12 protein-coding genes are annotated in these 19,569 nt (G+C 38.5%); 2 read left to right on the top strand and 10 right to left on the bottom strand.

The features are described 5' to 3' along the window. The first annotated feature begins 349 nt into the window (after nt 1-349). Nucleotides 350-1,573 carry a site-specific integrase gene (locus KQP79_RS24170; RefSeq protein ID WP_008776926.1) on the top strand — a complete coding sequence of 408 codons (1,224 nt, stop codon included), beginning with the start codon at nt 350-352 and terminating at the stop codon, nt 1,571-1,573. Nucleotides 1,574-1,598: 25 nt separating this feature from the next. Beyond that, nucleotides 1,599-2,753, top strand: coding sequence for a PDDEXK nuclease domain-containing protein (locus KQP79_RS24165; protein WP_025867454.1), 1,155 nt, complete (start codon nt 1,599-1,601; stop codon nt 2,751-2,753). A 99-nt stretch (nt 2,754-2,852) separates the two neighbouring features. On the opposite strand, the gene KQP79_RS24160 is transcribed toward KQP79_RS24165, so the two are convergent. The 10 genes from KQP79_RS24160 to KQP79_RS24115 form a co-directional block, all read right to left on the bottom strand. After that, nucleotides 2,853-3,404 (bottom strand): helix-turn-helix domain-containing protein, encoded by a 552-nt coding sequence (locus KQP79_RS24160; RefSeq protein WP_032579560.1) that lies wholly within the window; start codon nt 3,402-3,404, stop codon nt 2,853-2,855. A gap of 333 nt (nt 3,405-3,737) precedes the next feature. Further along, entirely contained in the window at nt 3,738-5,864 is a 2,127-nt protein-coding gene (locus KQP79_RS24155) for a glycoside hydrolase family 97 protein (protein WP_025868206.1), read from the bottom strand. A gap of 22 nt (nt 5,865-5,886) precedes the next feature. Next, complete coding sequence (locus KQP79_RS24150; protein ID WP_032579563.1) at nt 5,887-7,881, bottom strand: glycoside hydrolase family 97 protein; 1,995 nt, start codon at nt 7,879-7,881, stop codon at nt 5,887-5,889. Continuing rightward, entirely contained in the window at nt 7,878-8,285 is a 408-nt protein-coding gene (locus KQP79_RS24145) for a CBM35 domain-containing protein (RefSeq protein ID WP_162173726.1), read from the bottom strand. Before KQP79_RS24145 ends, KQP79_RS24150 begins: the two co-directional genes overlap by 4 nt. Before the next feature lie 33 nt (nt 8,286-8,318). Next, nucleotides 8,319-9,695, bottom strand: a complete 1,377-nt coding sequence (locus KQP79_RS24140; RefSeq protein ID WP_025868204.1) for an alpha-galactosidase — start codon at nt 9,693-9,695, stop codon at nt 8,319-8,321. A gap of 39 nt (nt 9,696-9,734) precedes the next feature. Then, nucleotides 9,735-11,399, bottom strand: coding sequence for a SusF/SusE family outer membrane protein (locus KQP79_RS24135; protein WP_172681606.1), 1,665 nt, complete (start codon nt 11,397-11,399; stop codon nt 9,735-9,737). Nucleotides 11,400-11,440: 41 nt separating this feature from the next. Next, nucleotides 11,441-13,165: a RagB/SusD family nutrient uptake outer membrane protein gene (locus KQP79_RS24130; RefSeq protein ID WP_050444320.1), complete on the bottom strand. Its 1,725-nt coding sequence runs from the start codon at nt 13,163-13,165 to the stop codon at nt 11,441-11,443. A 20-nt stretch (nt 13,166-13,185) separates the two neighbouring features. Next, the gene (locus tag KQP79_RS24125; protein ID WP_032579569.1) at nt 13,186-16,167 is read right to left on the bottom strand and encodes a SusC/RagA family TonB-linked outer membrane protein; all 2,982 of its coding nucleotides are present in this window, start codon (nt 16,165-16,167) and stop codon (nt 13,186-13,188) included. 201 nt (nt 16,168-16,368) lie between these two features. Next, on the bottom strand, nt 16,369-18,039 hold the full coding sequence (locus KQP79_RS24120; RefSeq protein ID WP_025868201.1) for a DUF6377 domain-containing protein: 1,671 nt from the start codon (nt 18,037-18,039) through the stop codon (nt 16,369-16,371). A 141-nt stretch (nt 18,040-18,180) separates the two neighbouring features. Then, nucleotides 18,181-18,324: a DNA alkylation repair protein gene (locus tag KQP79_RS24115; protein WP_081030034.1), complete on the bottom strand. Its 144-nt coding sequence runs from the start codon at nt 18,322-18,324 to the stop codon at nt 18,181-18,183. Nucleotides 18,325-19,569 lie beyond the last annotated feature (1,245 nt).

Genomic DNA, 19,569 nt, shown 5'->3' with positions numbered 1-19,569 from the left:
ATGAGGAAAAAGCAGCATAGCCAAAAGAAAATATAGCAGAACTGTAAAATATAAAAGAGGTTGTGCCAACGTTTTGACACAACCTCTTCAGTACCCAGACCCGGTACAAGCCATAGAAATCATAGGAAAATAAAAGAACATATCTTCTTTATTATCAATCACTTGTATATTTCCTATTTTCTCTATTTTTGCCATATTTTGCCCATTTTCCGTTATTCAGTACACTTTTAGTACACTTTGAAATATCATTTTCTTTTGTACCTTTGCAATATCGGAAAACAAAAGAAAATCAACTATTTAGCGTAATCACCCGGTTATGGTACCTAAATCGGGATAAAACCTCTAAACAATGGCAAAGTTAGAAAATAAAACGAAAGAAAACCCCAAGTTAGAACAAAATAAGCTCTCGGATGGTAGAATTAGCCTTTACTTAGAGTATTATTTAGGTAGAGAGGAAAAGCCCGTATTAGATAAAAACGGCAATCAAGTGTACTATGATAGTGGAAAGATGCAAGGTAAGCCCAAGTTTGCAGTAAAGCACAACAGGCGAAAAGAAAACCTTAGTCTGTATCTGATAGATAAGCCCCGTACCCCTGCAGAACGTCAGCAGAACAAAGAAACGTTGGAGCTTGCTACAAAGATACGTGCGGAGCGTGAACAGGAGTTTAAAGAAAGTATGTTGGGCTATCGGTTAAAAAAAGATAGAACGGTCAATTTCTTAGACTATTTCCAAGCCTATATCAACAGTTATACCAAGAAAGATATTCGCATGGTACAAATTGCACTTAGCCGTTTTAAGGACTTCTTAAAAGAGCAATACCCCATGAATGAGTTTAGTATCAAACCGGAACTTATCACCAAAGAAATGATGGAGCAGTTTGTAGCCTACCTGCAATCCCGAAGTGTAGGTGAAGGGGCTAAAAGCATTTACCAGCGTTTCAAGAAAGTTATTCGATATGCGATTGACCACGATGTAATGTTGAAAGACCCATGCAAAAGTGTTACCTGCAAAGTGGATAGCCAAATGCTTCGGAAAGATGTTCTTTCTCCCGAAGAAATACAAAAGTTGGCGGCTTGCCATTATGACAACGAGAACCCGAATGTCAGACGTGCTTTTATCTTCTGCTTATACTGCGGTCTGCGTTTCTGTGATGTAAAAGACCTTACCTATAAGAATGTGGATTACGCTAATCGGTTATTGAAATTTGAGCAAAGTAAGACAAAGGGACATTCTGCCAGTAGTGGTGTAGTTATTCCCCTGAATGATGGTCTATTGTCTATCATTGGTGAAGCCCCGGCAGATAAAAACTGCTTGATATTCGATTTACCTACTTACGAAAGCTGCTGTAAATCAGTAAAACGTTGGGTAAAGAGAGCCGGAATAGACAAACATATAAGCTGGCATTGTGCCCGACATTCGTTTGCCGTGAACATTCTGAACAATGGGGCAAATATCAAAACCGTAGCCAGCCTTTTAGGGCATAGCGGATTGAAGCATACGGAGAAATACACCCGTGCGGTGGATAAATTGAAAGAGGAAGCAATAAACAGCTTGCCCGAACTAAAGTTTTAACCATAAAAGACTTATCTTTGTAACTATGAACTTTGAAGCATTAGTAAAACATATCAGCACGATACAGAACACGTTGCAGGCACAAGCCGCACACGCTGTAAACCTTGCCCTTACTTCCCGTAACTGGCTTATGGGGTGCTATATCGTGGAGTTTGAGCAGAACGGAGAAGACCGTGCCGCCTACGGTGAACAATTGTTGAAAAAACTGGAACAACGACTGAAAACAAAAGGTCTGAACGAACGTAGATTCCGTGAATTTAGGCGGCTGTACCTCGTTTATCCACAACTAAAAGAACCTGTTACACAATACATTGCATCACAAATTCAAATTCGGCAGTCATTGACCGCCGAATTCACTGAACCAATTCGGCGGTTGGTGACCGCCGAATCTGAAAATGGCGTTTGGAAACTATCAACAGAATACCCACAAACCGAAACGTGGATGATTCCGGCTGATAGATTATTCAACAGATTATCTTCCACCCATTTAAATACCATATCGGGAATTGAGAACCCGGTAAAACGTGCTTTCTATGAAATGGAAACCATGCGTGGCTGCTGGTCTGTAAAGGAGTTAGAGCGACAAATCGCATCTTTATATTACGAACGTAGCGGACTATCCAAAAACAAAGAAGCCCTCTCCGCTTTAGTCCAGCAACAAGCAACCTTATTACAACCTAAAGATGTTATCAATACCCCTGTTACTTTGGAGTTCTTAGGGTTGAATGAACGTGCATTAGTGACGGAAAACGATTTGGAACAATCCATTCTTGACAACTTGCAACGCTTCCTATTGGAAATGGGACATGGCTTCTGCTTTGAAGCCCGGCAAAAACGCATCTTGATTGATGAAGATTATTTCTTTGCCGACCTTGTGTTCTATCATCGTATTTTGAAATGTCATGTTATTGTAGAATTGAAGATAGACAAGTTCCACCATGAGTATGCTTCGCAACTAAATATGTATCTGAACTATTTCAAAGCGGAAGTGATGCAGCCGGATGATAATCCACCTATCGGTATTCTGCTTTGCACTGAAAAGGGAGATACATTAGTAAAGTATGCCACTGCCGGATTAGACCCAAATATCTTTGTACAGAAGTATAGGATAGAACTTCCAACAGAAGAAGAAATAAAAGAGTTCATTTCTTCCTCAAACTATGAGAGTTACAAACTTTAAAATTGGCGAAAAGAAAAGGTTATTTCTTCTTTCGAAACTCTGCCTTGCGAAGTTTCACGGAAACACGGGTGTGGGATAGAGATTTCTTCATAAGGATGCTTATTTATAGAGATTGTCTATTCCCTTTTTGGGCACATATACGAAATTGCCGATTTGCCGAGTAGGAATTGAAAACTTTCTGATTTGAAGATAGAGTGTACTGTCATTCATGTGATATTTCTCACACGCTTGCTGTATCGTGTAGCAATCCTTTGGTTCCAAACTATACAGCTTGGGAATGGGCTTGGGCTGCTTTTTAAGCAGACTCTTCCTTAGAGGGTACATCTCCATAAGCGTTTCTTTGCTTACCCGTGTTTGGCGTTGCCCTACATTAACACTTGGAATAACGCCCTTTCGGATTTGGCGATAAAGGGTTTCCTTACTGATGCCAAACAAAGAATAGGCTTCGGGAACTGTTATGTACTCCTGGTCATTGGGAATAGCTTTGGCTATAGCATCCAAACGTTCATTTCTTTTCTCTTCATCTTTCCTGCGCTTAAATGCAACTTTAGAACATCTTGGTGAGCAATACCAAGACGTGATAGTCTTTGCGACGAATGGCTCACCGCAAATCTTGCATTTCCTTGTTATCTCAAACTTTGCTGCACCCATACAATTCTACTTTATTATTACTTATGCTTGTTAAGTGTCACATTATCTACCAATAAGTGTTGGTACAATTATGGCACAATAATACAGCTAATATCCGAATATAACAAAAGAAATACAAAGTTTAACTAAAAAGAAAATCCGCATAACTCATTGAGCTATGCGGATTTATCTATCTATACCTTTCGGTAGTTATCTATACCTACTTAACTTTGTATCATTTAATTCGTAGAAGTATAGTCCTACGAATTAAATGATACAAAGTCGCTATTTTATTCGAAAGAATGATAACCTATACTTCCCAAAGAGAGTATAGCGTACAAAATTAAACAGGACCTAAGAAGCTTTCGGTACAAGTGAAATAGCAAAACCTCCACCAGATGCAGTGCTAATTTTCAACGTTGTTTTATTAGTGACAGTCTTTGTCTCAATCACATAATCTGTGGGATTATTACGATAATGAGCCTTCTTACCATCACGATAAATCGTAGCAATATACTTTTGCCCTGTAGGAAGAAATGAAAAATCAATTGTCGCAATACGAGGAACTTCACCGTTAGTACCACCTACAAACCAATTGTCAGTATTCTTTGCACATCGAGCTACAGTTATATATTCCATTGGTTCAGCTTCAAGGTAATAACTTTTATCCCAATCAAGGGCCACATCTTTAATAAACTGAAAAGCGTCGAGATATTTCTCATAAGTTTCCGGAAGATCGGCAGCCATCTGAAGCGGACTTGACATTGTGACATATAACGAGAGCTGGTGGGCAAGTGTAGTATTCACCCACGATTTTTTATCAGAATTATATTTTGTTATATCATTCTCAAACAACCCCGGAGTATAATCCATCGGACCACCAATAAGACGGGTAAATGGTAGTATCGTTGTATGGCTCGGCTTACTTCCTCCAAAAGCCTGATACTCAGATCCACGTGCAGACTCATTACTAATAAGGTTGGGCCATGTTCGGCAAAGACCAGTAGGACGTACTGCCTCATGAGCATTTACCATAATCTTGTAATCAGCAGCCTTTTCAACAGCATACTGATAATGATTAACCATTCGCTGAGTATAATGATGTTCACCTTTGGGTATTATATCACCAACATAACCACTTTTAACAGCCTTATATCCATTATCCACCATAAACTGATATGCTTGATCCATACGACGTTCATAATTGCGTACAGCACCAGATGTTTCGTGATGCATAATCATCTTTATGCCTCTGGACTTGGCATAATCCCGTATTTCAGGCAAATTAAAATCAGGATAGGGGGTAACAAAATCAAATACATCTTCCTTAAAATTACCAAACCAATCTTCCCAACCGATATTCCATCCCTCAACTAGCACGGCGTCAAAACCATGTTCCGCTGCAAAATCTATATATCGTTTCACTTTCTTTGTAGTAGCCCCATGACGTCCATGAGGCTTAGCATGGGTATAATCTGTTTTTCCAAGATGAATATTAGGAAAATCCCATGTATAGCTCCAATCGCTTTTCCCAGTAATCATCTCCCACCAAACACCAATATACTTGGTAGGAAATATCCATGAAGTGTCCTTGAGTTTACATGGTTCATTAAGATTGAGCGTGATACGGGAGGCGAGAATGTCACGGGCATCATCGGAGACAATGATGGTGCGCCAAGGTGTATAGCAGGCACTTTGCATATATGCCATCTCCCCATTGACATCGGGCGTAAGCCATGACTTAAATACATAATTTTTATCATCAAGATTGAGGTGCATAGCCGGATAATTAACTAAAGCAGCTTCATGAAGATTAATATATAAACCATCATCGGTCTTTAACATCAATGAAGTTTGTACTCCAGTAGGCGAAAAAGACGTCTGTGACAAGTTGTCAGAAATCGATTTTTCCATTAATCCACGTATTTCCGAAAGCCGACTACGTGTGTAATCATATTCCTGTGTATCATAATCTCCTGGAATCCAATAGGCCGTCATATCACCCGACATAGCAAACTCCGTGCACTCGTCTGTGATAACAAAATAACTTAATTCGCGCTGCTGTGGGAACTCATATCGAAAACCGAGTCCATCATTAAAAAGTCTAAAACGTATAGACATTAGACGATTGGTATCCGCTTGCCTGAGATCTACTAGCACTTCATTGTAATGATTACGTATGACCGATTCTTCTCCCCATACAGGTTGCCACGTTTCATTCAACGAATCATTTGTTACAGCAGTCATTTTAAACTTTTCAAATAATTGGTCTGAGTTTTTTAGCATAAATCCAAGTCCACTTGGCTTTATAACAGTTTTCCCCTTATAATACAACGCATAAGTCGGACGCCCTTCTGAAGATAAAGAAAAATTCATTTTCAGATTGCCGTCAGGCGATGAAAATAGCTGTTCGGCAAAAGCTGAGGTTGTACATGCCAAGCAAAATGCCAAACTTAAAGATTTAAATAGTTGAGTTATCATAAATGTCAAAATAATACAAAGATTATATTTTAAATAATTTTGCAACAGCACCACCGCCACGAGCAACAGGAATTGAAAGCGTCGTATTAGCAGTTACTTCACGAGTTTCAATCTCTACCGGATAAGGATTCCTTTCCCAATCAGCATCACATCCATCGCGATAAATAATAGCCTTATATTTACTGTTAGCATCTAGAAAAGAAAGACTGATATTAGCTATACGGGCTTCTGCACCAGTAGCAGTAGCCAAATACCAAGAATCATGACCTTTACTTTTACGGGCAACAGTTATATATTTCCCAATCTCAGCTTCCGGATAAGTCGTTTTATCCCAATCGGTAGGACAATCACAAACAAATTGAAATGGACCAGGATTATTCTCGTAATTTTCAATCATATCAGCAGCCATTTGAAGCGGCGAATAGAGAATCACAAACAGTGCCAGTTGCTTGGCAAGTGTTGTATTGGGATGTGTCTGTGGCATTGCGTCATTCTCAAAATTGAATATAACCGGAGTAAAATCCATAGGGCCAGCCAATCCCCGGGTGAATGGTAAAGTCACTGTATGTTCCGGCGGATTACCACCTTCTTCATTCCATGCATTCCATTCTTGTCCGCGTACTCCTTCTTGAGTCATTAAGTTCGGCCAAGTACGTTGTAACCCTGTGGGAATGACAGGCTCATGATTGTCGATGGCAATCTGATATTTGGCGGCAGTCTCAATCACCTTACGGTAATGTCTCACCCCAAACTGACTACTATGGTATTCTTTATTATCTAGCAAATCTCCAACATAACCGGTTTTGACATAGTGCATTCCATTTTGCCGATAAAGTTTAAATGCATCTTCCATCTGCCTTTCATAATTAGCAATTCGCCCACCCGTTTCATGATGGCCAATAAGTGCAACTCCTTTACTACGTCCATAATTATTAATATGTGTAATGTCAAAATCCTTATACGGATGTACATAATCAAAATTCCATGACTTCCAATCTGGATTCCAACCTTCCACCAATACTCCACCAAAATTATTTTTAGCAGCGAAATCCATATAACGAATAGTATTTTCTGTTGTAGCTCCATGCTGTGGTCCATCATACCATGTGTGAGTTTTCATGTGGTAACACCACCAAACACCAAGATAGCGTTGCGGCTTTATCCACGAAGTATCCATTATCCGACAAGGTTCATTCAAATTAAGCATGAGACGTGAAAGCATCATGTTACTGGCATTGTCAGCGATTATCAGTGTACGCCATGGACTTACCCGTACACCAGTAACAAATACCTTTTCACCACTACTCCATGGTGTAAGCGCAGCACGAAGTACATTACTTCCCGGTGTAGCTCGTACATTCATAGCAGCGAAATCTGTCAAATTAGCTTCATGAAGTGCTATATGCAATCCTTTGTCAGTACGTATGGTGACCGGAGTACTCGCCCATCCTATCTTATCTATAGGGAGTTCACGAAATAGACCTTCGTAAAAACGTATCCCTTCTACTGGAAGTGACCAACTCGTATGGTTATCTGCAAAAGTAAATTCGGTAAGTTCATCCATGATTACAAAGTCACCCAATTGTGCTTGACGCGGAAATTCATAACGAAATCCGACACCATCATTAAATACGCGAAATACAACACTAATCTCACGACCTGGAGCTATTTTCTTCTGCACGAGATCAAGCGCCATCTCATTATAGTTATTTTCAATTACCGATTCTTCACCCCATACCGGATTCCACGATTCCGAAACAGTATTACGCCGAATACTAGCAACTGAAAATCCGGTAATCATGTCAGGAACGTCTTTTAGCTTCAAGCCCAATCTCGATTGCGACAACACTACTTCTCCGCCACGAACAATCCGATAAAAGATCTCCCCTTTTTTAGAAACCTCGAACGTCACTATTATATGCCCATCCGGGGATGCTATATGATGGGTATTACTACCCATCATCAACATGCTCGAACATAATACAAAGAAGCAACTAATAAAAATTTTATGTATCATTTCAATTCAATATAATCAATAAAGAACATACCATTACCACTACCCTTACAGATATCAACATCATTCACGCCTTGGTTAAGTCTTACAGTTACAGTCTGATCTTTCCAAACATATTGTTCATCAAAAGAAATCTGCTTCTCATCTCCGTTTACCTTAAAAACACCAGCACCCGGAATATCAGAGGAAGCACGTCCTCGCACAATAACTGTATAATCGCCAGTCACAGGTACCTCAACAGCAAAGAGCACAGAAGCGCCTTCACCCGTAAAATTACCCACATAACCAAACCCGTCAGAGTTCTCCGCTATCGGCGGTAAATCCGCATCGTCTATTGTCCAATCGTTTTTGCAAGACATCAGTCCTACTGTTATCGCTATAAAAAAGGAAAATATAATCTTTTTCATTTCAGTCATTTCTTACAAATTAATAATCGGTTGTTACTTTTGAACTTTTACACTGCCACGTAGAGCAGCAACTTCAGCCTGATAACGTTTGCATGAAGATGTGATACGAAGAATACGACATCCATGTGCAGGTATGTTAACTTTATAAGCACCTTCAAAAGCACCTAAATCAGAATGAGTCCAAAGATCACGTATATTACTAACTTTTCCTTCTTTAATACCTAAATCACGCAAAAAGTTAATAGACATATTTGAAGCTTCTTCCTCTCTGTTGAACAATCCAACAATCCACTCACCATTAGGCAATTGCCCCACCCATTTCGAGCTTGCAATTTCTGATGGATTACCCGACATTGGACGTGCACTAAATCCCATTTTATTAAGTGCCAGAATTTCCTCGTTTTGATAAAAACGCTCACACCCATTAGCTGTATCATACTGATCGGCAATAGCTATGGGCGAACCGGTTATAGCCATTAGTGATACCCAAAACTGACGTTCTGTATCACTTTCACAAGTATTTAACCTAATAAAGTCGCCATCCATCATGATTTGCCCACGGGCGGCTACATCACTAAATCCAACAAAACCATCAAAAGCATTGCCCCACTGTGCCCAACGGTCTTGTTGAATGCCACGACGACGATTACTGATAAAATCCCATCCCCCACCGAAAACATCCTCACTAATACGAAAAAGATCACCGTATGGAATTTCGTTAGCGGCATGATCGAAACAATTGGGCATTACCAAAGAGATAAAAATTTCATCACCCGCTTCTTCCTTAATCCAACGAAGAGCCTTCACATAACGTTCTGTACCATAAGCATCTTCGTAATAGTTCAGAAAATCTATTCTAAGAAATGAGAATCCAAGATCAATAAAATAACGTACATACCCTTTAATCCACTGTTCAGCACCCTCCTTATCTGTATCTACCCAATAAAGATAATCATTAAAATTAACATTTCCCTTGATATCACGAGTGGTCTTTGTAGAGCCTTTCACTGGTAAATTGTTCTCATAAGCTTTTCTCGACATCCACAACGGATCGTAATAAATCCCTGTTTTCAAACCTTTCTTCTTGTTATAATCGATCCAATAGGCAAAATCATGACTCCAAGCGTCATTATACTTCGTTATATATCCATTTTCATTTACAGTTTGTGCTCTTTCAATCCAACCATCAGTGCATACCATATCATAACCGTAAGAGAGAAAATTCTTGGCTACCCAATCTACCGATTTTTGATAACGATCCTCGGCCAATGGGCTATCAGTTACAAAACACTGTTCGTAGGCCATCCAATAAAGAGGACCAGCGCCATGTCTCGTAAATCTACTATCACGAGCACTGACTACTACTGAAACAAAAACAAGTCCACACAAAAATATACTTCTAATATTCATATCATTTTGATTTAATAGTTTATTACTATAATTACAAATTTACTCTATCTTGAACACGTAAAGTGTCATTCCCTCGACATCGACTTCGATTCGATATTTTCCACTGTTTTCTAGAGAAATACCCCATGACGCAGCCAACGGATTACCAGGTCCCTGAACTTTCTTCATCCTATAAATGCCACTGTCTTCTACTAACTCACGATATCCATCACTATCGCCTTTTTCTGGTATAAGGAAAACCACTTGATCCCAATTTCCTTTAGATGTAATGAAATTGAATTGACGATTTCCTTCTGCCTCAGTATAATAAAGTTCACCTTCCCAACTAAAACGTTTGGATGCCTCATCATATATCAATTGTACTCCCGGATCATTTGAATCAGTACCAGAATTACCCGCAACCCCCTGTATATACAATTCGTTAATCTCTGGTTTGTCAAGATCGCGAACCTTTTCTAACGTAACTGTTAAGGATTCAACATCCACTATAATTTTGTATACGGCACTACCTTCTTCCGGTATTCCGAAAAATGCATCTTTTAGTGTACCTTCACCTTGTGAGCAACGTTGCAACCTATAGGTTCCAGGCTGTATGACTTCGATATACCCGTCAGCAGTAGCATTTTCCGGAACAAGAAAATCAACTTGGTCCCATTCACCTTTTTCTGTACAAAATTTGAACTGCTTATTTTCTGTATTATAATGGATTTCTCCCTCCCAAGTGAAGATATTCCCATCGGACGAATCCATATATAGCCCATCAGGTGAATTCCATTTGCCAGATGCATTTCCAAGCATATAAAGTTCTGGTCCTAATTCAATTTCACTAAGCCAAGTCGCAGTAATAGTAATGTTCTTTTTACCCTTCGAAGCGTCTACTATAATTCTATAATTGCCGGGGGTCTCAATGTTCCATTTGCTATCAGGATTACCGGTAGGCACATACTCCACAGCTACGTCAGCAACACCCGATTTATTTATGACTGTTCCCGCTACAACAGGCATAAGAAACTCATCTTCATATTTTCCATTATTATTAATAGGGCATTTCATCTCCCCCTGTCTAAGCGCTCCTTCATACTGAAACACATTTGGTGAAATATTTTCCATTGGATAGGGATTATTAATATCCCAACCAGCCGGGGTAGCATCTCCAATAATAAAAAGTTGATTTAGTTCAAACTCTTTTTCATCAAGTTTCTTTACTAATACAACAGTTACCGTCATATCTTTCACATTAATAGTGATATCGTAAATACCATCTTCTCCTTCATGAATACCCCAAAAATGGTCTTCAAGATCTCCGGTCAGTTCTGAACAAAGACGTGCATTATTAGGTGCATTCTCTCCAAATGTAGTATAAGCATAAGATTTTCCACCCACCACGCCTGAGGAAGGGATGATATAATAAATTTTATCCCAATCACCTCGTGCAGTACAAAATTTAAATTGTTTATTGTCACCGTAATAACGCAATTCTATTTGACAAGTAAATATATTCGGATTAGATGTTTTTTCCATCGGAACAGCCAAATTAGAATCAAAATTGTTTTCTGCCCCATAACCAAGAATATAAATCTGTTCATAGAGTGAAGCATCACCCGTTTCAACAACCTTTAGTTCCTTTTCTGCATCACAGCTATTCAGCAACACTGTGAAGAAGAATCCCACTATCAATAATAGGTAATTATATATTGTCTTCATCTTTTGTTTCATTGTTTAAAAGTTCAAATAAGTTTGCGGCATCAATAGCCAGGATTTTGTTTAAGATTATGGTTTGTATCCAATGATTTACGCGGAATGGGGAAAATCTTTGTATGATCATCTTCATCGGGCGTCTTATCCCACCATGAACCTGTATTGAATTTCCCGAAACGAATCAAATCGACACGACGACGTCCTTCACCAAGAAACTCGCGTCCCCACTCATCCAAGAGTTCCTGTTCATCAAGTGCAACACCTCCTTCCGGAACATAAAGATAATCACTCCATCTCTCTTGTGGATAATTGCGTTTACGCACGGAATTGAGTAAAATTCCAGCTTTCGACAATTCCCCCAAACGAAAACGACACTCTGCTAAAGCATATATGATTTCCGGAAGGCGTATTTCCACAAAATCCGATTCCATTTGACCGGATTCATCATCACTATAGAATGGATACTTTACATAATGCCATCCGGACTGATGGTCTCCTGAACGGAGATTACTAGTTTTGTTTATAGGCCATTGATTAGGACGTAGTCCCTTAAATTGTCCGACAGCATCACGAATATACAATTCATAACTACCATCAGGGGAGGTCATATTCCCCCTCACCCCATCTTTTACAACAGGAATAGAACCAAACAGGAACAACCCCTCACGTTTGTTGTTACCAAGATTTTTGTAAAGTTTCAATCTGACATCTTCAGGATAATTACGAAATTTCTGAGCAGTATTACCGAGTGTATAACTGTAAAGTTTACCATTCAGATCATAGCTTGGAGTAAGGGCATATTTGCAGTTATGATCACCACCTTCGCTTTTGGAATCATTAACGTAATATTCCATCTGTTGTGGGACGCTCCACCAAAACGTATCACCTTTGTAAAGCCAAAAAGTATAATTCTGACTACTGGGAAAAGCGAAGAGAACCTCATCAGAAATATCATTATTCCAGTCAAATACTTCATCCCAACGGTCTGCTACCTGATAGGGTCCATATTCTCCATCAACTATTTTCTGGGCATACGTAATGCACTCTGTCCAACGTGCTTCTCCAATATATACTTCAGCATTCAGATATAAGCGTACCAATAATGCCGCAACTCCAGCTTGGGTCCATTGCCCTTGTTCGTTACCGTTGCCACCAAGCCCCGATTTAGCATTGATTAGATGGAGGATTTCTTTTAGTTCATCTTCTATAAAAGTAAACAGCTTTTGGGAAGAGACTTGTTCGCCAGATCCACTTTTAGGATCAGAAGAAGTATAGAGAGGAACATTTCGGAACTTATCAAGTAAACGCAGATACAGCCAAGCTCGAAGAGCACGATTCTGAGCTTTCAGATTACTGAATTCCTGCTCGGAAAAGCCAAAATCAGCAGGATCCAATCTACTAAGATCATCTATTATGTAATTACTTTGCATAATACCTGTGTAGCAACCATCCCATTCCATATCAAGATATTTACTTTCAGGAGTTAACTCATGGTATTGAAGAGCCCGCCATTGTCCAGCATCATCCCACCACCCATCACGTGTACAGGTCATTATTTGGTCTGCCGTTAGTTCGTTAAGAGGAATATTTGATTGAATAGACCAATAAGCATGTTCAAAGGGGCGAAGAGCTGCTCGTATAACATCTGTCTTAGTGTTATAGTAATTATCACTCATAACATCACTATATACAGTCTCACTCAAATCCGTGCATCCAGTTGTAATGACAGTGAAAACGAATCCGCCTATAATGGCCAATATTTTAGATTTCATGATTTTAAAATTTTATAAGTTTAGAAATCAAGTTGTACGCCAAGAATAAACTGACGGCAACTCGGATAATATGTACGTGAACCAGTAGCTCCCGGTGTCAATCCATTAGTTTGTATAGAAGAAGGGTCTACCCCACTGTAACGGGTAAAAGTTGCAAGATTCTTTGCTGTAAACGAAAATTTGACAGATTCTAGAAAATGAGATTTAACGGGCCATGTATACCCTAACGAAAGCATATCAAGTTTCACATAATCTCCTTTTTCCAAATAATAATCAGTCACCACATTTTTACCTTTTATTTCTGCATTTTTTGTATATGCTTTTTGCAAGACATTTCCTGTAAAACTCTGAGTACCATAGTAGAAATCATGTACATTGAAAATATCATAACCAAATGCACCACGAAAGAAAATGGAAAGATCCCAATTGCGCCAATGAAAATTGTGTGTCATCGATGCGGTAAACTTTGGAAGTCCATTACCAACAATTTGCTTGTCATCATTTGTTCCGTTAGCAGCAGGTTTTATATTACCTTCCCGGTCATAAATCATAAAATTACCGTTTTTATCAATACCAGCATATTTCCACATATAAAAATTACCGATACGTTCACCAGCAGAAATACGTTGTAAGGTATAGAGCGGATATGGATCAGAAGTTTCAACCATATCATAATAATCCTGTCCCACATAATCGGAATTACTGAAATTAACAAACTTGTTGTCCATAGTAGCCCCAACAAAATCGATAGAGTAGTCAAAATCTTTCAACTGTATCGCAGTAAAATGAAGGTCAAACTCAAATCCCGAATTTTTCATCGTTCCAACATTGACAAAAGTTGTAGAATGCAAATAGGGTGGAACAGGAACATTATAGTCTCCCAAAAGATCCTGCTGTTTACGATTATAATAATTGAAAGAACCGGAAATACGATTGTTTAATAGCGAAAAATCGATGCCAATATTCCAGTTTTTTGCCTTTTCCCAATGCAAGTCATTATTCACATTTTTACCTGGCCCCCACACTTGTAACCACTGTCCGTTATAATAGTAATAACCAAACCCTGACATAGTACTGAGTGACCTGTAGTTGCCGAAATCCTGATTACCGGTTTCACCGTAATCACCACGAATTTTCAAATCATTAATCCAACTAATATCCTGCATAAATGACTCCTCCGATATACGCCATCCGGCAGAAACAGCAGGGAAGTTCCCCCACTTATGATCTTTACCAAATTTTGAAGAACCTTCATGCCGTAGTGAAGCAGTTAGCAAGTAGCGGCTTTTCCAGTCATAGCTGACACGACCAAAGAAAGCTATCAACTTGGAATCTTCAGCCCATGAACCCACTCCCACATGGCCTTCTTCCTTATCCCAATCGCCAGTACCGAGATTATTAGAACCAATACCGTCATTTATAAAATCTTTGTTCTCACCAGAGAGATTCTGATCTTTTGTATACTGATAAGAATAACCAACCATGGCTTTTACATTATGCCCGCAAAATGAACCATTGTAATTAGTAAGCCATTCCAGAATACGTTGAGACTGCTTTGCATATTTGCGCGATCCTTCACCAGAATATCCTTGGGCGATAGCTAGTGTAGAAGTAGAAGGACGAAACCAAGAATCGAAATTCGATGATTCGTGTCCAGCAAACGTAATCTGTGTATTTAAAATCTGCCCATTCTCAGAATCTTTCCATAATAAAGGTAATAAGTTAAGTTTGGCAGTAGCATCATAGTCTAAAAGTTTCGTTTCCGAAGTATTATCTTCAAGGTTAATCAACTCAACAGGATTGTATCCAGCAGCCTGACCAGTAATTGCAGTATATTGACCTGGATTGTCTACATCCATAATAGGAGTCGTGGGATTAATCTCCAACGTATTGCGAAATACATCCCAAGATGAGTTTTTACGTTTAATAAGCCTTGGAGCTACATTAGCTGTAAAAGTGAATAGTCCGTTTCGTGTCGTCTGCTGTATGCCTGCTCTTCCACCATATTCCTCCCGTGACGAGTACAAATCCACTCCCTCAGCTTTACGATAATCTATCGATACACGGTAATTGTTTTTATTGTTTCCGCCACTAAGCGATAATGTATGCTGATGCATCCAACCCGTTCTCGTCACAGCATCTAACCAATCATCATTTCCACCAAGATCATTACCATAACCACCCGGAATACGCAATGCGCGATATTGTTTGGCAGTAAGCATATCCAATTCATGATTTGCAACACTTGCTGAAACCGTTCCCATATAAGAAGTATGTATCTGCCCGTCACGCGTTCCTTTTTTGGTTGTCACAAGAATCACCCCGTTAGAACCACGTGTTCCATAAATAGCTGCTGCTGCACCATCTTTAAGTATGTCAAAACTGGCAATATCGTTGGGATTGATGTTCGTTAGATTTCCACCGGGAATCCCATCAATCACAATTAACGGACCGGTTCCCGCACTTCTCGACGATACGCCACGAATCTGGATACTAGCCTGATTATTAGGATCGGCTGCACCGGTATTAGTAATTGATACACTGGGTACTTTACCTTGAATCATCATAGATACATCAAGAGAGGTAGACTTCAAAAAATCTTTCTCATTGATATGAGAAATTGAAGAAGTCAATTCTTTCTTATCCATGGTACCATAACCGATTACCACAACTTCATTAAGCTGTTCACTATTCTGTAATAACTTGATAGTGAGCCTCTTCATTCCATTAACTGAGATAGTCTGATTTTTATAACCGAGATAACTGACTTCCAATACTGCTTCAGGCAAAATCCCAGTAAAAGAAAAGTTGCCATCGACATCCGTAGTGCAACCTTTTGAGGCTACCCCTTTTAGTCTGACAGTTGCTCCAATGAGCGGCTCATCGGTTTCCGCATCCACAACTGTCCCCGAAACATTGATTGCCTGAGCAAACAACATAGTTGTCCAACCAGACATAACTAACAATGTTAATAACACAAATCTTGATAGTAAGTTTTTCATGGATATGATATTAAATTAATTGAGATTAAAATTCTATCACAAAAATAGAATGCAATTATACAAGATAAAAATACAAAACTGATAATTAAGAAAAACAAAATGGATAATAAGATGATAATCAACTTATTACCCATTTTACAGATATGAAATAATTAAGGTCAAATAAAGATTTTCTCAAATGCTATAATCTGATTTTATCCCTTATACTTTGGGAATTGCCATAATGTAATCATCAAATTCCTCTTTAGGGACAAGTGCTTTAGCTTTGGTTTTGGCTTTATATACATATATCGTATTGGTAGACAGATTTAAATATTTAGCCACATCCGTCGGATTACTAATGCCAACACGCATCAGGGCAAAAATTCTTATTTCAGTGGACAATTCTCCAGAACTATCGATGCTGACCTGATATTCTTTTGGAAATAACTTGTTGTATTCATCAACGAAGTTAGGAAACAATTTCATAAAAGCTTTATCAAAAGCTGAAAACAGCCGCTGCCATTCCTTTTTAACCCCCATATCATACAACAAATATTTTACTTCATCATATTTCTTATCATTCAACTTACGTATGGCGGTATTACTCATCTCAGCAACCTCGTTTACATATTGATTGGCTTTGATAGATTCAATAATGTAACGGTCCTTGATTTCATTCACTTCTTTCAGTTTCAAGTTCAGCTCAGAAAGCTGTTCATTTGATTTATCGAGTTCTTCAGTTTTACTACGAATAGCTGCATTCGACTCACACAAACTTCTATTACGTCTTCTAATTTTAGCATACATTAAAAACAGAAGAAGAAGCAACAGCCCAAATAATGAAATGGCATATATTAACATGGTCTTTGTATTACGAAGCCATACATAACGTGCATTTTCTATTGATGGAAGTACAGAATTAACCTCAATCTGACGAATTCGTGAATTATAGGTTTTGGCATCATCAAGAGCTAAATGAATATATCGACTTGCTCGACTAAGGTCACCGCGTTGCTGCATTAATATAGCAAGGTCTTTAGCAGCTGTATTTTCTCTAGTTAACGAGCGAATATCATAAATTACTGCAAGGGCAGCAAAATATATTGCAGAATCTACTTGCTCCACACCTTTATATGTATTACTCAATATAGAATAGTTGATTGCTTTTTCATGATCGTTCAAATGGTGAACCCTAAGTAGTCGGATGCGCTCATCAATAGATTCTCTCGGTAGATACTTCCACATCACCTTTTTCTCAATAGCTGCATAATCATGCTCATAGCTGCCAACAGGAGTCAGGGACAAGATACTATCATAACACGTTTCCCTTGAATGAGCATAACGAAGCCCCAATTTAGATTCACGACCTACATACGACTCCAAATTTTGAAACATACGTGCTTTTAAGGTATAATAGTGTGGCAGAACCGCTTTGGGAATAGCAGTAACTTTAATCAACTTATCCACTTCAGCGGCTTCCTTAAAGAAACCCACCGAAGTGTAACAGTCGAGGAGAGCCACATGCGCTAGAACGAGCTCTGACTGATTGTTGTTTTCAATAGCGATATCATACATCTTGTCAGCATAGGCATACACTGAATCAAATTGATAATTTCGATATTCGCTATACAGAATACTACATAAATCAAAACGGGATTCTCCAGTAGGTAGGTTAGCCAATTTGTTTTTAAGCAGAATCAACTGCTTTTCCTTTGCCACAATGTAACTGTGACGATTGTCTATTTCAGTATCAAGTGCAGATAATACCGAATCTATTTGCATGGACGTTACTGCGGCAACCGGCATAATAACAAAGCTAAACACCATACTCAGTAAAACAGACCTGATAACTTGACAATACAGTGAATATAAAATTGAATATGCATCCATATAGATAGTTTTTTCGTGGAAATGGTTAACACATTAATAAAAGAATACTGCAAAATTATACAATTTCGGATATATACACCAATTATAGAACAGCATTTTGTAAAAAACGCCAAGCATTGTTTTGGAACATAACAAGCATTGTTACGCCTTATAAGGATATATTCTCAAATAGGTAGGTATCTTCTCAATCGCATAGCGTAAAGTTGTTTGTGACATAGCATTCTTATAGTGTACGACGAAATCAAAAACTTCATCCCAATGTGATTCACTCACTACTTTAAGCATCCAACCGCAATCTTTTCACACCATCTCATCTTGATCGCACAGCATAGCTGTAGTAATCTCAAGTATATCTTCAAAACACAAACCCTTTCGAGCAGGGATAATCAGAGTTACTGCAACATCTTGATGTACCCAACAATTATCCGATTTTATCCATGCTTCCAGATAAAATACATACCGAGAAATCTTTCGGTTCATAACACTTTTTTAATGAATAGGCACACGCCACTACAACTTCTCAGTTATCCAACTGCCATAACTGTTCACACTGTTCGAATATCTCTGTTTTCGATTTAACACAAACCTTCTTATAAAATTCGAGACTATCCAATAAATTGTATAAATAAAAAAAACTAAATCTTGGAGTTTTCTATCACACAAAATTGTGGACAATGACGTATATAAAAAGAGAATAGCTATAAATCATTGATTTATAGCTATTCTCTTTTTATATACGTTTACTTATCGATTTTACTTCACCTCCTCAAATATAAAGTATATTGATAATCAGTTAGTTACTGCTATCAAGGTACAAATGATATGCAAATGTAAGTATAAAACCATATAGAAAAAGTACAAATGGATATTACTTTGTATGATAACATCCTTTTCTAAAGATTAAGGGCCAATACAATGATATACTACTGATATTCAGCATATTGAAGCTATTCTTCCTTGCATTCAACAAAGAGTGTTAAATTATATTAAATCCTACAGGGCCATTATGATTCGTGCAAAGATAATATTTTGCAGTCAAAGGAAGAAAGACTTCTTGAACCACTTCTATGGTTCTATACTTCTGTTTCTGACGTAAGCTGACCCGTACGGTTTTCGGGTTTTAGACGGACATATATACAGTTTACTTTAGGTTAGCATATATATAAGAGCTAACCAAGGTAAACTAAAGTGTTTTTTGTCCTGTAGATACTGCAACTTTGTGGACTCTTTTCTCCTTTGACTGCAAAAACCTTTTATAGCCTTATCTCCACTTGTAACGTTCAGTCATACTGCTGTACCATGCTGTCTGCCATGTACCACCCCATCGGGCTTTGATAAGAATTGTGTTGCAAAGGTACCTGTTATGGCGTTCATCCTACAAGGTCGGTGCCTGTGGTTTGTCCGTGAAATCTCCACGCTCTGATTGTGGCAGAGGTAGTATTTGACGGCAAAACCTTGCATTGATGAGCCATAACACCTTTTGGGGCAACATAATTCTTTAATCAATCCCGATGGTAGTTGGTTCTACAT

The organism is Bacteroides sp. DH3716P (genome assembly GCF_025914115.1).
GTDB lineage: Bacteria > Bacteroidota > Bacteroidia > Bacteroidales > Bacteroidaceae > Bacteroides > Bacteroides ovatus.
Note: the sequence above shows the minus strand (reverse complement) of the source record. Positions and strands in the feature narration are given on the sequence as shown.

Excerpts from the sequence above, each read along its gene's own strand:
- KQP79_RS24170 (WP_008776926.1), top strand. The coding sequence starts at position 350 with ATGGCAAAGTTAGAAAATAAAACGAAAGAAAACCCCAAGTTAGAACAA.
- KQP79_RS24165 (WP_025867454.1), top strand. The coding sequence starts at position 1,599 with ATGAACTTTGAAGCATTAGTAAAACATATCAGCACGATACAGAACACG.
- KQP79_RS24160 (WP_032579560.1), bottom strand. The coding sequence starts at position 3,404 with ATGGGTGCAGCAAAGTTTGAGATAACAAGGAAATGCAAGATTTGCGGT.
- KQP79_RS24155 (WP_025868206.1), bottom strand. The coding sequence starts at position 5,864 with ATGATAACTCAACTATTTAAATCTTTAAGTTTGGCATTTTGCTTGGCA.
- KQP79_RS24150 (WP_032579563.1), bottom strand. The coding sequence starts at position 7,881 with ATGATACATAAAATTTTTATTAGTTGCTTCTTTGTATTATGTTCGAGC.
- KQP79_RS24145 (WP_162173726.1), bottom strand. The coding sequence starts at position 8,285 with ATGAAAAAGATTATATTTTCCTTTTTTATAGCGATAACAGTAGGACTG.
- KQP79_RS24140 (WP_025868204.1), bottom strand. The coding sequence starts at position 9,695 with ATGAATATTAGAAGTATATTTTTGTGTGGACTTGTTTTTGTTTCAGTA.
- KQP79_RS24135 (WP_172681606.1), bottom strand. The coding sequence starts at position 11,399 with ATGAAGACAATATATAATTACCTATTATTGATAGTGGGATTCTTCTTC.
- KQP79_RS24130 (WP_050444320.1), bottom strand. The coding sequence starts at position 13,165 with ATGAAATCTAAAATATTGGCCATTATAGGCGGATTCGTTTTCACTGTC.
- KQP79_RS24125 (WP_032579569.1), bottom strand. The coding sequence starts at position 16,167 with ATGAAAAACTTACTATCAAGATTTGTGTTATTAACATTGTTAGTTATG.
- KQP79_RS24120 (WP_025868201.1), bottom strand. The coding sequence starts at position 18,039 with ATGGATGCATATTCAATTTTATATTCACTGTATTGTCAAGTTATCAGG.
- KQP79_RS24115 (WP_081030034.1), bottom strand. The coding sequence starts at position 18,324 with ATGCTTAAAGTAGTGAGTGAATCACATTGGGATGAAGTTTTTGATTTC.